14 protein-coding genes are annotated in these 14,303 nt (G+C 46.9%); 11 read left to right on the forward strand and 3 right to left on the reverse strand.

Going from position 1 to position 14,303, the window contains the following annotated elements; genetic code table 11:
- Nucleotides 1-151: 151 nt before the first annotated feature.
- Nucleotides 152-1,270, forward strand: coding sequence for a 23S rRNA (adenine(2503)-C(2))-methyltransferase RlmN (rlmN, locus tag EC604_RS09525; RefSeq protein WP_123063947.1), 1,119 nt, complete (start codon nt 152-154; stop codon nt 1,268-1,270).
- A 129-nt stretch (nt 1,271-1,399) separates the two neighbouring features.
- On the opposite strand, the gene EC604_RS09530 is transcribed toward rlmN, so the two are convergent.
- Nucleotides 1,400-1,840 carry a GNAT family N-acetyltransferase gene (locus EC604_RS09530; protein WP_123063948.1) on the reverse strand — a complete coding sequence of 147 codons (441 nt, stop codon included), beginning with the start codon at nt 1,838-1,840 and terminating at the stop codon, nt 1,400-1,402.
- A gap of 236 nt (nt 1,841-2,076) precedes the next feature.
- On the opposite strand from EC604_RS09530, the gene EC604_RS09535 reads away from it, so the two are divergent.
- The 6 genes from EC604_RS09535 to EC604_RS09555 all read left to right on the forward strand — a co-directional run bounded on the left by EC604_RS09535 (nt 2,077) and on the right by EC604_RS09555 (nt 7,079).
- Nucleotides 2,077-2,517 (forward strand): MarR family winged helix-turn-helix transcriptional regulator, encoded by a 441-nt coding sequence (locus EC604_RS09535; protein WP_123064170.1) that lies wholly within the window; start codon nt 2,077-2,079, stop codon nt 2,515-2,517.
- Nucleotides 2,518-2,602: 85 nt separating this feature from the next.
- Nucleotides 2,603-3,715: a glycosyl hydrolase gene (locus EC604_RS09540; protein ID WP_161556898.1), complete on the forward strand. Its 1,113-nt coding sequence runs from the start codon at nt 2,603-2,605 to the stop codon at nt 3,713-3,715.
- Between the two features lie 143 nt (nt 3,716-3,858).
- A complete protein-coding gene (locus EC604_RS09545; RefSeq protein WP_123063950.1) occupies nt 3,859-4,734 on the forward strand; it encodes a diguanylate cyclase domain-containing protein in 876 nt (291 codons plus the stop codon).
- An 18-nt stretch (nt 4,735-4,752) separates the two neighbouring features.
- Nucleotides 4,753-4,896 (forward strand): hypothetical protein, encoded by a 144-nt coding sequence (locus tag EC604_RS30130; RefSeq protein WP_167375743.1) that lies wholly within the window; start codon nt 4,753-4,755, stop codon nt 4,894-4,896.
- Nucleotides 4,889-6,184 (forward strand): glycosyltransferase family 2 protein, encoded by a 1,296-nt coding sequence (locus EC604_RS09550; RefSeq protein WP_123063951.1) that lies wholly within the window; start codon nt 4,889-4,891, stop codon nt 6,182-6,184. The genes EC604_RS30130 and EC604_RS09550 overlap by 8 nt, the downstream gene beginning before the upstream one ends.
- Nucleotides 6,185-6,350: 166 nt before the next feature.
- Nucleotides 6,351-7,079 carry a class I SAM-dependent methyltransferase gene (locus EC604_RS09555; protein WP_123063952.1) on the forward strand — a complete coding sequence of 243 codons (729 nt, stop codon included), beginning with the start codon at nt 6,351-6,353 and terminating at the stop codon, nt 7,077-7,079.
- Nucleotides 7,080-7,260: 181 nt separating this feature from the next.
- Here the strand turns inward: EC604_RS09555 and EC604_RS09560 are convergent, their stop codons facing one another.
- Together EC604_RS09560 and EC604_RS09565 are read right to left on the reverse strand one after the other, a co-directional pair.
- Entirely contained in the window at nt 7,261-8,046 is a 786-nt protein-coding gene (locus tag EC604_RS09560) for an ABC transporter ATP-binding protein (protein ID WP_123063953.1), read from the reverse strand.
- Between the two features lie 86 nt (nt 8,047-8,132).
- Nucleotides 8,133-9,362, reverse strand: a complete 1,230-nt coding sequence (locus tag EC604_RS09565; RefSeq protein WP_123063954.1) for an MFS transporter — start codon at nt 9,360-9,362, stop codon at nt 8,133-8,135.
- A gap of 115 nt (nt 9,363-9,477) precedes the next feature.
- Between EC604_RS09565 and EC604_RS09570 the strand changes: the two genes are divergently transcribed.
- The 4 genes from EC604_RS09570 (at nt 9,478) to EC604_RS09585 (ending at nt 14,296) form a co-directional block, all read left to right on the forward strand.
- A complete protein-coding gene (locus EC604_RS09570; protein WP_123063955.1) occupies nt 9,478-10,362 on the forward strand; it encodes an AraC family transcriptional regulator in 885 nt (294 codons plus the stop codon).
- A 428-nt stretch (nt 10,363-10,790) separates the two neighbouring features.
- Nucleotides 10,791-11,708, forward strand: coding sequence for an ABC transporter permease (locus tag EC604_RS09575; protein WP_418792713.1), 918 nt, complete (start codon nt 10,791-10,793; stop codon nt 11,706-11,708).
- Nucleotides 11,709-11,737: 29 nt separating this feature from the next.
- Nucleotides 11,738-12,619 carry a carbohydrate ABC transporter permease gene (locus EC604_RS09580; protein WP_090921438.1) on the forward strand — a complete coding sequence of 294 codons (882 nt, stop codon included), beginning with the start codon at nt 11,738-11,740 and terminating at the stop codon, nt 12,617-12,619.
- 81 nt (nt 12,620-12,700) lie between these two features.
- Nucleotides 12,701-14,296, forward strand: coding sequence for an extracellular solute-binding protein (locus EC604_RS09585; protein WP_123063956.1), 1,596 nt, complete (start codon nt 12,701-12,703; stop codon nt 14,294-14,296).
- The last annotated feature ends 7 nt before the right edge of the window (nt 14,297-14,303 follow it).

Consider the following 14,303-nt stretch of genomic DNA (forward strand, 5'->3'; position numbering starts at 1 on the left):
CGCCTGCGCAGATTTACCAAGCATAAAACCTCTTGGAAGAAATGCAAAAGCCCTTGTGTTCCCTTCTTAATTTTGGGACAATACAGAGTAGAGGTTTTTTGGGTAAGACGACCGATGAGCCATATGCTTTCTGCGAAAAGAGGTTTATACCATGATTAAATCATCCATATATGGATTAACATTAGAGCAATTACGTACTTGGCTGCCCGAGCATGGGCAGAAAAAATCACGCGCATCCCGCATCTGGGAGTGGTTATACCAAGAGCGGGTGCATGATTTTAACGGCATGTCCGATGTTCGTCAGGAATGTTTGGATGTGCTCACTCAGCATTTCACGATGAATTCACTGAGTGAACATGTGAAGCAGGAGTCGGCGGACGGCACGGTGAAATTCTTGCTCCGTTTGCAAGATGGCAACCTCATCGAGACGGTGCTCATGCGGCAAAAGTATGGCTTGACCGTCTGTGTCACGACACAGGTCGGATGTAATATCGGCTGCAGTTTCTGCGCCAGCGGGCTGATCAAGAAGAGCCGAGATCTCTCCGCAGGAGAGATTGTAGAACAGATCATGCATGTACAGCGGCATCTGGACGCAGCGGGTCAAGGCGAGCGGGTCACCAACGTTGTGGTAATGGGCATTGGCGAACCGTTTGATAACTTTGAGCATATGAGCAATTTTATTGAAGTAATCAAGGATCGCAAAGGGTTAGCCCTCGCAGCGAAGCGAATCACGGTGTCCACAAGCGGATTGCCGGATAAAATCAAGGAGTTTGCAGACAGCAGTCTGCAGGTGAACCTTGCGATCTCCCTGCATGCGCCGAATAATGAGCTGCGTACACATATCATGAAGATCAACCGGGCATTCCCGATTGAACAATTGATGGATGCGGTGGATTATTATCTGGAGAAAACAAATAAACGCATTATGTTCGAATACATTTTGCTTCGGGATGTGAACGATCAGCGCGAGCACGCTGCGGAACTGGCTGAACTGTTGTCCAGCCGCAAGAGCATGGTCAGCGTGAATCTGATTCCATACAATCCAGTGGATGAGCATAGCCAGTACCAGCGCAGTACGGAAGAGAGCATTCTGGGATTCTACGATACGCTGAAGAAGAACAACATCAACTCCACGGTACGTATGGAGCATGGTACAGACATCGATGCGGCCTGCGGACAGCTGCGTAGCAAGCAGATGAAAAATGCGGAAGCTAAAGCAGCTGGAAAAACAGCCGCAACACCAGATGCCAGCCGTCTGGCTATGGGATAAAGCACGCAAATCAGGGATGACTATCTGAATTTAAGAAACACAACAAACGCCTCTATGTATTCACTATGAAGTGAAGATAGAGGCGTTTGTTTGAGTTACAGGCTAATTTCGAGCTGAGTGATATGTATCTTAATTCAGCTTTTTTGTCATCAGCAGATGGGGGATACCATCCTCCATGAATACTTCAGAAGCAGGGGCATAGCCAAGACGTTCATAGAAACCGGAGGCTTGAACCTGTGCGTGCAGCTTGGCTTTCTCTAATCCGTCCTCTTTGGCCATCTCCTCCAGCTTGTTAATTAATACACGGCCTAGACCATGTTTGCGGTAATCGAGCATCACGCAGATGCGTTCCAGCTTGGCAACTTGCTCCACAATGCGTAGTCTGGAGGAAGCTGCAGGTACACCATCCACATAGAGTAGAATATGGCGTGCTTCTGTCCCTAGCGCATCAAATGCATCGAATTCATCGGCTGCAGGTACGCCTTGCTCCTCCACAAAAATGGCCATACGAATGGCAAAGCACGCATCAAGCAGTTCTTGAGTGTTCGCTTCAACAACAGATATATTCATGAATCGTTCTCCTTTAACTAGTCGGATGGAATATCGGAATGGAACTGAAAGTGATACACTAATCTAGTGTAGTTATATCATTAATTATGTTGCGAATGCAACAATTTTATAGGAGTGTGAACTCTGTGACTGAACCGAAAGAACCTAACGTAGCCAAAGAACCGAATCAGCCGAACGACGAATTACAGAAACCGCAAGAACTGAACGAGCCAAGGGAAGTGTTACGCGAGATTGGCATGATCGCCCGCTGTCTGGATTCCATCAGCAATGTGGAATTTCAGCATCTGAACTTGTCCCGAGGGCAATATTTGTATTTGTACCGTATTTGCGAGAACCCTGGCATCATTCCGAACCAGCTGGCTGAACTGATCAAGGTAGATCGTACAACGGCAGCGCGGGCAATTAGCAAACTGGAATCCGACGGATTCATTGTCAAACAGCCAGCATTGGGTAATAAGAAGAATAAGGTGCTGTATCCAACGGAGGCAGGACTCGAAGCTTGGCAGTTTATTCGCAAAGAAGGTGTGCATTCGGATCAGGTAACGTTGAACGGTCTGACACAGGAAGAGATTCAGACAGCGATCCAACTGCTACGAAAGATGAGACATAACATTGAGGTCGATTGGAAATTTGTTAAAAAGGGCGGTCGCCGCCCATACATGGATAACCATGATTAAGCGCACACTGTGGATAAGGCCTGCTTCCAAAAGTATAAGAAGTGGCCCAGTTGCTCCGTCATATATTCCCGTCAGGAGGAATGGTGTGAAGTTTATTTTCCAGAAAAAGCGGTCATGGTACATATTACTTGCGGTTGTTGTATCTGTTGCGATTGTACTGCTATGGAGGGAGCGGTTTGTGATGGAGAAGGTATCGCCAACAGTGGCCTTTGTAGAGGAACATATGACGAATCCGAATGGCACACTTGCAACCTATTTGCAGGAAGCGGCTTCGGAGAGGGCGGACATCGTTGCTGGCCGAGAGGCACTGTCGGAGTCGCTTGGATTGTGGATGCAGTATGCTTTGGCAAGTGATAACGAAGTTATGTTCGAGCAGGCCTACAAACAGCTCCAGAAATACTATGTGATCAGGCCCGACATATACATCGCCTGGAAGCTTGATTTTGAGGGGAAAGCCCATGTGGCAACCAACGCGCTGGGTGACGATCTACGGATTATGGGGGCTCTGTTGCAAGCGGCAGACAGGTGGGAACGAGGCAGGGCAGACAAACTGGCAACCGCATCGGCTCTTTCCCGAACGTTAACACAGCGAACCGAGCAGCAGGGCTACATGGTTGATTTTTATGATTTCAAAAGTGGACATTCCACGGATACCTTAAGTTTGGTCTATGTGGATTTGCTCGCCTTGCAAGCGATGAGAGACCATCGGATGCTGGAGCCGGACGCTTACAGCAGGTACGAGGATGTACTGCATAAAATGCCTGACGATGGATTATTCTATCCGAAAAGCATGAATGTAAATACCAAGGCTTACACCTATGATGACAAAGTCAATCTGATCGATCAGCTCATCGTTGCCAATCATGTGATGGAGATGGGGCGTAAACCCGACAAGCTGATTGCTTTTCTCAAAAAAGAGTTCAGCACTCGGGGCAAGCTCCCCGGACAGTATGATCGTAGAACACAAGCCCCAGCCGTAGATTATGAATCGGCATCGGTGTATGGCTTATCCATCCTGCTTGCTGTTCGCTCAGGTGATCCAAATTGGGCAAAGCAGCTGTATCAACATATGATCGCACTGCGAGGGCAAGACAAACGATATCCGGGCGGTTATGTATTTGATGGAAACACCCACCTGTTTGATAACTTGTTCCCGTTACTGGGTGAAACATATTTGTATAATTTTCTTAAAAAGTAAATTTTTATTTATATAATCCGAGGTTGCATGTTACTATATTATTGTCTTTAATTGTCGAATTTTGTTGAATTTTGCAGTTGATAAAAAGAGGTGTTGGCACCGAGCCATTCTGAAATTCGATGCAGATGCAGAGAAGGAGGACTATGAGAAATAACGCACCTACCCAGCGTCTTGCCTGGGGTTACGCAATCTTGATTAGTCTCGCCATCGTACAGCAGTTCTTTGTATATCTCCACTTGTACATGAATCAAAGTTATACCAAGCTGGATGTAGTATTTAGCATAGCGTCACTAGGGGCGCTAGCCGTGGGACTTCTACTTCCTGTTGGTGTATCCGTCGTGATGATATTTGTTTATTTGGTCACTTATTTTGTGTGGCTCGTGACTTTTGCAGAGCCCAATGCGCTCGTGTTTTCCTGGTGGCTGCTTATTCCGGCAAACACGGCAATTGCTGCTTATATCAAAAGAAGACTTGTGCGAAGTGCAAGGGTTATTGAACGTCTGGAGCAGATGAAGGATCACAATCCAGAGGTCGATCTGGATACAACGCTGGGTAATAAGGAAGCGCTTGGAGATACATTGGTGAAACAGAGCAACCTTGCCAGACGTTATGCAGACTGCTATGGATTCAGCATCGCCATGTTTAAGATTGAATTTCTGCCGCTTGTGCAGGAGTCACTTGGTTCAGTTCGGTATTCCCAATTTCTGCTTGAGATCTCACAGACAATACAGAAGCAGATTAGATACGAGGATCACAAGTTTTTCGTAGACCGTGGTCGATTTGTCATTTTGTGTCCGATGGTCAATGTGGATTACCTACCTATGTTAACCCGAAGAATAAAAAAAAATATTATGGATTTGGATGTGCTCGATAAAAAAGGGAACCAACTCCAGACCATCATCAAATCAGGTGCACTGGTTTTTCAGAAGGAACAATTCAGCAAGTATGACAATCTGGACGCTGTCCTTGCCGCGCTGGAGCGAAACACGGAAACAGATTTAATCGGGGAATATATTTAACCGAAAGGAGCGAGGCGGATGGATTATATGTCCTGGTTTATCCCGATCTGTATTGCCGTCAGTTGTATTTTTGTGGTGTTTACCATCGGATTAACGATTGCCACGCTCCGATTTCGCTCAAGAGTAATTCGAAGGTATGATCGGAGGAAAACGGATGGCTGATTTCATTCTGATCTTGTCGATTTTCAGTATTTGGATCGCTGTGTTCGAATCGATCGTTATTATGGCTGGGGCTATTCGTTTTATCCACAAACAGGAGAAGAAGGGCATTCAGATTCCGGAGAATATGGATCATTACCCGACCGTCACGGTTATGGTACCTGCTCATAACGAGGGTTTGGTCATCGTGGCAACGGTGGAGCATATCTTGCGACTGAACTATCCGGAGGATAAGCTGCAGGTGATTGTCATTGCAGATAATTGTACGGATGACACAGCTGATCGGCTAAAATCGTTCCTTGGACAGACCAGTTATGTGCACCGTAACGTCACTGTACTTGAACGCAAAGGTACGGGTGGCAAGTCCGGTGCGCTGAACGACGGACTGGAACTGGCCACCGGAGAATGGATCTGTATATTTGATGCAGACGCTGCACCGGAGCGAAATTCACTGATGTTTCTCGCGCAAAAATCACTGGAGAATCCCGAACAGTACGGGGTCGTGTTCGGCCGAAACAAAGCACGTAACCGTGGGCAAAACTTCCTCTCCAAGTGTATTAATCTCGAAATTATAACGTCTCAGCGTGTCTACCACACCGGGCTGTGGGAGCTCTTCAAGCTGGGGACAATTCCGGGCACGAATTATATTATTAAGACAAGCCTAATCCGGGAAATCGGCGGCTGGGATGTGACAGCCATTACGGAAGATACGGCATTGTCGTTTGAAATTATGAACCGAGGGCAGTTGGTTGCCCTTGCGCCGCAAGCGGAAGCGTATCAGCAGGAGCCAGAACAGCTTGGTGTATATATGAAACAGCGTGAACGCTGGGCCAAGGGGAATTACCAGGTAGTTCTGGATAACATTCATAACCTGTTCAACCGTTCCAGCTGGCGCAATAAATTGCTTGTTCTCTACTACGCGGTCAGTTACTTCTGGTTTATGCTGGCCATTATTGTGTCGGACATCATATTTGTGGTGAACCTTGTTTATCAGGTTATTGCAATATTCAAACCGGAGGCCATTTCTCCATTCCAGTTTGCCGGGGATGCCTACGTCTATCTGGTCATTGGTTGGGCGCTGATGTATTTTATCTATGTGCTTCAGATCAATCTGGCACTGGCGGCGGATATCGGGCAGAGCAACACCCGTAACTTTATCTATGCGTGCGTATCGTATTTCACTTATGCGCAGCTGTTCATTCTGATCTCAATCCGGGCCTTCTACAATTTGCTGATGGACAAGATTCGTAAACGCGAGAGCAAATGGTACAAAACCGAGCGATTTGGCTAGGGATCAAAAATTCAAACCAAAGAAGGCTGTTTGCGGAGTAAGCTCCGGCAAGCAGCTTATTTATTATGGTGAAGGTTGCCTGAATCCGGTATACTTTTACAGATTATAGTGAGTGCAGGGTGAACTACACTAGTGTGTAACTCATAGAATGGAGGTCTGTGCAGGTATGAGTGAAAGAGGTTCTGACTTTTACGATAATGACGCGGTATTTGAGACGTATATGGAACGTCGGCAAGGCCAGGATAACGCCAATGATACGTTGGAGAGACCGGTTATGCTGGAGATGATCGGGGATGTTACTGGTAAAAATATTCTCGATCTCGGCTGTGGAGACGCAAAATTTGCTGTAGAACTGCTCGGCGAGAAGTATAACGGCTTGGCTTATACAGGTATCGAAGGTTCAACGAATATGGTTCGGGCTGCCCGCATATCCGTTCAGGGATTGAATGCCCGGATTGAGCAATCTTATCTCGAAGAGTGGACGTATCCTGTAAATTCATACGACCTTGCCATTTCAAGACTGGCGATCCACTACATCGAGGATGTCGAAAGCCTGTTTCGCAAAGTATATGGTTCGCTTAAAAAGGACGGAACCTTTGTTTTCTCGGTAGAACATCCGGTGATTACTTCAACGCTGCAACCCTCCGGAACACGAACCAATCGGATCGTAGATCAATACTTCGTCGAGGGATATCGGGAGCAGCAGTGGCTTGGCGGTTCCGTCCAAAAAATGCACCGTACCATTGAATCGTATTACATGGCCCTGCAGGAAGCTGGATTCCAAGTGGAGCAATTGCGTGAATCAGCACCTAAGCGTTCAGAATTCGTCAATGAAGAGACGTATCAGCGCAGACGGCGTATTCCGCTTTTTCTGTTTCTCTCCGCACGGAAGTAGGCTAAGGAAGAGGCAAACTTAGAAGCGAAGTTATACTCAGATTGGCGAAAGTTTTACACAGAAAACCGTGGATAACACAATATATAGGAGTAGAAAGCCCAAAAACTATCCACATGTGGATAAGTATTTGGGCTTTGCTGTTTATTCCGCCTCACTCTGTTCCTTTTGGATACAGATAATTCTAACCTTTAGATGCTGCTGCCCGTACATAAACTCGTTCACCATGCTGATCTATTTCTACTTGGGCTTCAAAGAAATCACTTAATACGCCCTGTGTCATGAGATCAGCGGTTAATCCACACCCAAAAACTTCACCCCGACGGAGCAAAAGGCTGTGCCTGAAGACGGGCAAAATTTCCTCGGTATGATGCGTTACATAGATCAGCGAAGGTGAGTCTGAACGTGCTGTCAGTTCACTGATGCTGTCCAGTAGACGCTCTCTGGAAAATAGATCAAGCCCATTACAAGGCTCATCCAAAATGAGCAGCTGTGGATTCGCCATCAGGGCACGGGCAATGAGCAATTTCTGCTTCTCCCCCTGCGAGCAAGTGCGATACTCACGATCCCACAGATGCTGGCAACCCAGCGTTTGCATCCAGTGCATCGCCTGATCCAAATCTTCGTCTGCCAGTTTGTCATACAGACCGATCGTAGCGTGTTTCCCACTAATCACGACATATTGCGTACGATCAGAAGCGTACAGTTTCTCCTGCAAGGAGGAACTTACCCAGCCAATCGACTTTCGAAGCTCCCTCAGGTCTACACTGCCATATTCATGACCGAGTACCGAGATGCTGCCTTCCGTAGGCCACAGGTAGCCGGTAATCATATTGAGGAGCGTTGTTTTGCCAGAGCCGTTCAGGCCAAGCAGCGCCCAATGTTCGCCTTTGTTTACACGCCAGCTGACATCGTTCAGCAGGGTGAGGGATTCTCTTTTCCAAGTCACATGCTGTATATCAATGATCATTGAACCATCCCTTCTCTCTGATAAATATCGTGCCTCCGCTTCTCAACTTATTGTATTGGAACTGTTATGGAAGGTTCAATAGCTTGCTAAGCTTTAGCGGATCGATCACTGCGCAAGAATACAGCACACACGCCGATCAGGGGCAAAAAGGAACACAGCCGGATGACGAATGAAATGCTGTTCACATCGATCAGAGAACCGATGACAACCGAACCCAGTCCAGCCATACCAAATGACAGGCCAAAGAACAGTCCAGATACTGTACCAATGTGATGCGGCAGCAATTCCTGAGCGTAGACAATAATAACACTGAAGCCCGACATCAGGATTAATCCGATGATACCGCATAGCACCATAGACAGGACAGGGCCTGCATAAGGAAGCAGTAGTGAGAACGGAGCGGTACCTGCAATGGAAAACCAGATCATCGGTTTGCGCCCGTAACGATCCGCGAGTGGCCCGCCAAGCAAGGTTCCAATCATGCCTGCGAATTGAAGGATAAACAAGCAGAGCTGTGCCTTCGAGAGTGGAAGATGATGCACATCCGTGTAATAGAAGGCGTAGTATCCTGTCATAGCCGCAATATAAACAAACTTGGAGAATAACAGCAGGATGAGAACAATTATGGATATAACGATTCGTCTTCGACTCACGGGCTGAGGCGTTGCTTCTGATTCATGTAGCGTGTGCTGTACGGACTGTGTCCGATGGGGGCGTGAGGCGTTCAGCTTATTCTTGTACCAACGGCTGACGGAAGCTTGGATAAGGATGCCGATAAGTGCAAAGGCCATTAGCCACAGAAATTGTAACTGACCATGCGGAAGCAGTACAAAAGCAACCAGTAGGGGGGCAATAGCTTGTCCGGTATTCCCGCCAACCTGAAAGATGGACTGTGCCATGCCGCGCCCTCGACCGGCAGCCAGATGGGCAACACGTGAGGATTCGGGATGAAGAATGGATGAGCCGATACCAATCAGCGACGCGGATATGAGTAGCATCCATAACGAGGACGAAAAGGCAAAGCCCAGAATCCCGAACAGGGAAAATATCATGCCGCCGGGCAGCAGAATAGGCATGGGTTTGCGATCGGATATATAGCCGATCAGTGGTTGCAGCACCGAAGCAGTAATGTTTAGTGCAAAGGCAATCCAGCCCATCTGTGCAAAGCTGAGATGCATGGCTTGTTGGAACAGCGGGAAGGCTGACGTAACAACCGTTTGCATGGCATCATTCAGCAGATGGGCGAAACTCACCCCTGCAAGGGCCCAGTTCGCTGCGTGGTTTAGTTGAATTTTGTTTACGGCGGCTTGAGCCATCATAGATCACCTCGGATATTTTTATCCATAATAAAAGATAGCTAGAGAGCTTGTCTTTGTGAAAAGTGCTTGGAATCTAAGCACGATTTGCTATAATGTCAGCAGGTGAGAAACGATGGAATTAAATATGACATTCAATGGTTTAGAGTTATGGAAAGCTTCTGGCGGGTTCGCCAATGAACCTCATATGCATGATGACTGGTATCAGGTAACCCTGCCCATTAGAGGTCAATGCTTGCTGGTGCAGGAACAACAGACGTATACATTACATGCTGGATTCGGAATCATCGCCCATCCCCGGACGGAGCACTTTTTTGAGATCGGTTCGGACGCAGCCGTCATTGTCATCAAGTTTCGTAATCTACCAAGAGGATTAGCAGACCGCGGTTCAAGATCAGTTCATTCTGAATTACAGATCACCCAAGCTTTTGATCCTGCAGAGATCGGCAGACTGTTCCGAGGATGGCATGTGACTGGGCTGGAGGATGAACCGGACCCGTTGCTCATTCAGGAAACCGAGCTGTCTGTAGAGCAGTATCTTGAACGCATATTGTCTGGACCCGAGCATTCGCATAGAGCAGCAAGAGAAGCTGGTTCCATATGGTCCGGGAGCCCAGAGGGGCTATTGCTTTCTGGCAATAATCGTCCACATTTCCTTGGAGTTAACGGAAGTAATTTGGGCATAGATCCTCATATGCAGCGTGTATTAGAGTATATTCACAGTGACTTCACAAACCCGATGGACATCGACTCCATGGCAGCGGTAGCACATCAGAGCAGGTATCATTTTATGCGCTCGTTCAAAATGCTGACAGGTTCAACGCCGTACCAGTATCTACTGAATTTACGTGTGGAGGAAGCCGTTCGTTGTCTGCGCAATACAACCGAATCAGTGACGGAAATAAGCTTTGCATTGGGATTCTCACACGTCAGTCAGTTCTACAGAGCGTTTCAGCGCGTTAAGGGTGTAACACCGATGCAATTTCGCAATCAGTTATGATACGTCGTTGTAATACATGTTGGGGCGGAATAGCAACGCTATTTCTGCCCTTTTTTCTTTTTCCAATGCGGGTACCATGCAATATTCACGTTTGCTCCTCGGGGCATGGTGTTATAAAAATTAAAGGGTATTCCTGATTTTGTTGTTGCTAAACATTCAAGACTCTGCTAAGATGAGAAAAAGTTTATGAAAGCGTATACATTTAAATTAAAATTACAACGTTGTAATTGGGGGATGTAAGATTTGAAAAGGCATAGTTGAGGCATAAAAGAGACCGAATAAATGCAATTTCTCTTGTAATTATGCGATATAGTATGGGTTGTTACAAAATTGGAGTTAGCCCGATATCAGATGTATTATGGGAAACGAGATTTTTTTTATTAAAAAATTCAAACGTTGTAATTTTGGAACGAAGGGGAGTGTTTACGTTGAAAAAACGCATGTCCACGCTGTTCAGTCTGATTCGGCGGGATAAGTATTTGTTGCTGATGTTCTCACCAATCTTTCTGTATTATCTCATCTTCATGTATCTGCCCATGCCGGGTGTACTGCTTGCTTTTCGCAACTTTATACCGGGTCAAGGCATGTTCAGTGGCGAATGGGTGGGGCTGCGCTGGTTTGAGCAGTTCGTCAACTCGATTTACTTCTGGCGGCTGTTGCGTAATACCTTTTTACTTGCCTTCCTGCCACTCCTGTTCGGTTTCTCCATCCCCATTCTATTTGCAGTCTGCATCGTAGAGATTAAGAATCGAACCTTTAAACGCTTTGCGCAAACCGTAACTTATCTTCCTCACTTTATCTCCACCGTTGTGGTGGCCGGCATTATTATCAACTTCCTATCACCAACAGACGGTATCATCAACACCCTGATCGCAAGACTCGGTATGGAAAAAATAAACTTCATGATGGATGCCAGCTGGTTCCGCACCATCTTCACAAGTTCAGACATCTGGCAGAGCTTTGGTTTCAGCTCGATCATCTACATCGCAGCCATTATGGGAATTGACCCTGAGATGTATGACTCCGGCAAAATCGATGGCGTAAACAAGTTCCAGGAGTTGTGGCATCTTACCCTGCCAAGCATCAAACCAACCATCGTTATTCTGTTGCTGCTGTCGCTTGGCGGCATTATGAGCGTAGGCTTCGAGAAAGTATACCTGCTCTATAACGGAGCCACATATGAAACGGCAGATGTGCTGTCTACTTATGTGTACCGTATGGGGATTGAGGGTCAGAACTATGGCTTCGCTACAGCTATTGGACTATTCAACTCGATCATCACCTTTATCCTTGTTTTTGCAGCCAATACGTTGACTCGCCGCCTGACCAAAATGTCACTCTGGTAAGACACACACTGATCCAAAGGAGAACCTGTATGCAAAAATCGAGAAGTGACCGATTATTCTATGTCTTCGTCTACCTGCTGACCATCCTGGCGGTTGTAGTCACCTTATATCCATTCCTTTACGTGGTCAGCATTTCCTTCAGTTCGGTGGATGCCATCGATAAACAGAAAGTGGTGCTATGGCCTGTAGGGTTCACACTCTCAGGATATAAGATGGTGCTGCAATATAAGGAACTGTGGGTTTCCTTCTATAACACGGTCTGGTACACCGTTGTGGGTACGCTGCTTAACATTGTGGCGACTTGCCTTGCCGCATTCCCGTTGTCGAGACAGCAGTTTTTCCTGCGGCGCAAGCTGAACTTCTTCATTGCTTTCACCATGTATTTCTCAGGTGGACTCATTCCGGTCTACATGCTGATTACATCACTCGGTCTGTACAATACTCGCTGGGTGATGGTGCTGCCTGTGCTGGTCATTACGTTTAACGTCATGATCTGCCGTTCGGCCTTTGAAGGTATTCCGAATGAAATCTTTGAAAGCGCCAGTATTGACGGAGCGAATGAGATGACGATGTTGTATCGTCTGGCCGTTCCGATTATTAAGCCTACACTAGCCGTGCTGACACTATACTACGCCGTATTCCACTGGAACAATTTTTTCTCAGCCTTGCTGTATCTAGGCAAACAGGATATGCAACCGCTCCAGATGTTCCTGCGAAGGGTGCTGATCATGGCTTCGCCAGAGGTGATGCAGAAGATGGGCGGTACGATGACATCCGGCGCACTGGCGGTTTCATCGCTTCAAGTTCGTTATGTATCCATCGTGGTCAGCATTCTGCCGATCGTGATGATCTACCCGTTTATCCAACGGTACTTCGTTAAGGGCATTACCCTCGGAGCCGTGAAAGGATAGATTGCATTACCAAGCACCACAGTCATTCAAGCAAGTCATTCAAGGGAGTTCAAAAGGGTTCATACCAAGGAGGAATGATGGATGAAAGTCAAAGGGGCAGGAAGAAAAAGTGTAATTGCGGCGATACTTGCGATCAGTTTGGCGGGTTGCAGCGGGGGAACAGGTACAGGAAGCGATGCGGGGAAAACACCTGAAAGTACAGAGAAAGCCTTCAATTATACTGGCGCTGGGCCGGTAACGGATCAACCGGATGCGAAGCTGTCCATCCTGGCAACGAACGCATGGACAACCAACGTGGATTTGTCCACTGCAGCGATCGTTAAGAAAATTGAGAGTAATGCAGGTGTAAAAGTCGATTGGGATCTGATTCCTCCTCAGAATTATGCGGATGCGGTCAATCCAAGACTGGCTGCTGGTACAGGACTCCCGGATATCGTTTACCTGCCGGATCAGGATCAATTAATGAAATATATTAACAGCGGTCTGTTTATTCCAATCAATGATCTGGTAGATAAGTACGGCGTCAATCTCAAAAAAATATATGAAAAGTCGCCATCAGTGAAAGCCAGTTTAACGACGCCAGATGGTAAAATGTATTATGTTCCCCAGCAGACGCTGACGCGTAACTACATGCCTGTATTCATGGTGAATGAGCGTTGGCTCAAAAAGCTGGGATTATCTGAGCCAACCACGCTGGATGAGTTCACAGCCATGCTGCGCAAATTTAAAACAGAAGACCCGAACGGCAACGGCAAAGCCGATGAGATTCCATTGTCGATGGAATCAAAGTTTGTGCCGATGGCCTTTGGGCCAGCCTTTGGACTTGACCTATCGAACAATTTTTATGCAGACGATCAAGGCAAAGTGCACTTCAGCTATTATGAGCCGGCCTACAAGGAATACCTGACTTACTTGAATGGTCTGTACAAGGAAGGTCTGCTCGGAGTGGACTACGCGAGTACCACAAGCGACCAGGTTACTTCACGGATCTCGCAAGACGTAACCGGAGCGACGTTTAATTTCAGCTGGTATATGTCGATGGTGTACAGCCCACTCTTCAAGGATTACAAGCCGGAAGAGCCAATTATCAAAGGCATTCTGCCATTAAAAGGGCCGCACGGAGACCAGTTCTACATCGGACGTACACCGGTTAGTGGTATCTTCGGCATCAGTAAGGATAGCAAAAATCCGGAACTGGCTTTCCGCTTCCTGGATTATGCAGTGAGTGACGAAGCACAGACATATTACACTTGGGGCATCAAGGATGATACGTATACAGAAGAGAATGGCGTGAAGAAATTCACAGATAAAGGTAAGGACAATGAATATATCCAGAAGCTCGGAATTGGCCCAGTTAACTTGCCAAACATCCAATCCACGGATTCAGCGGATTCGATCGTTGCACCATGGCACGCGAAGCTGGACAAAGAATTAGAGAAATATGTGCGTGAACCGTTCCCGTTTGTGTATGCTCTGCCGGATGAAGCGAGCGTAGAGAGCATGTCTATGCCTGACATTACCACATATGTTGAAGAGATGAACTTCAAGTTTATTAGCGGTGATGCAAGCCTGGATCAGTTCGACAAGTACATCGAGACACTAAAAAGCATGAACGTTGAACAGGTGATCGCAGGCAGACAGGCACAATACGATCGCTATAAAGCTGCACAGAAATAAGAAACAG

The organism is Paenibacillus amylolyticus (genome assembly GCF_003719335.1).
GTDB lineage: Bacteria > Bacillota > Bacilli > Paenibacillales > Paenibacillaceae > Paenibacillus > Paenibacillus amylolyticus_D.

Bases quoted from the DNA above. Each gene is read 5' to 3' on its own strand.
- rlmN (WP_123063947.1), top strand. From the start codon at position 152: ATGATTAAATCATCCATATATGGATTAACATTAGAGCAATTACGTACT.
- EC604_RS09530 (WP_123063948.1), bottom strand. From the start codon at position 1,840: ATGAATATATCTGTTGTTGAAGCGAACACTCAAGAACTGCTTGATGCG.
- EC604_RS09535 (WP_123064170.1), top strand. From the start codon at position 2,077: ATGATCGCCCGCTGTCTGGATTCCATCAGCAATGTGGAATTTCAGCAT.
- EC604_RS09545 (WP_123063950.1), top strand. From the start codon at position 3,859: ATGAGAAATAACGCACCTACCCAGCGTCTTGCCTGGGGTTACGCAATC.
- EC604_RS30130 (WP_167375743.1), top strand. From the start codon at position 4,753: ATGGATTATATGTCCTGGTTTATCCCGATCTGTATTGCCGTCAGTTGT.
- EC604_RS09550 (WP_123063951.1), top strand. From the start codon at position 4,889: ATGGCTGATTTCATTCTGATCTTGTCGATTTTCAGTATTTGGATCGCT.
- EC604_RS09555 (WP_123063952.1), top strand. From the start codon at position 6,351: ATGAGTGAAAGAGGTTCTGACTTTTACGATAATGACGCGGTATTTGAG.
- EC604_RS09560 (WP_123063953.1), bottom strand. From the start codon at position 8,046: ATGATCATTGATATACAGCATGTGACTTGGAAAAGAGAATCCCTCACC.
- EC604_RS09565 (WP_123063954.1), bottom strand. From the start codon at position 9,362: ATGGCTCAAGCCGCCGTAAACAAAATTCAACTAAACCACGCAGCGAAC.
- EC604_RS09570 (WP_123063955.1), top strand. From the start codon at position 9,478: ATGGAATTAAATATGACATTCAATGGTTTAGAGTTATGGAAAGCTTCT.
- EC604_RS09580 (WP_090921438.1), top strand. From the start codon at position 11,738: ATGCAAAAATCGAGAAGTGACCGATTATTCTATGTCTTCGTCTACCTG.
- EC604_RS09585 (WP_123063956.1), top strand. From the start codon at position 12,701: ATGAAAGTCAAAGGGGCAGGAAGAAAAAGTGTAATTGCGGCGATACTT.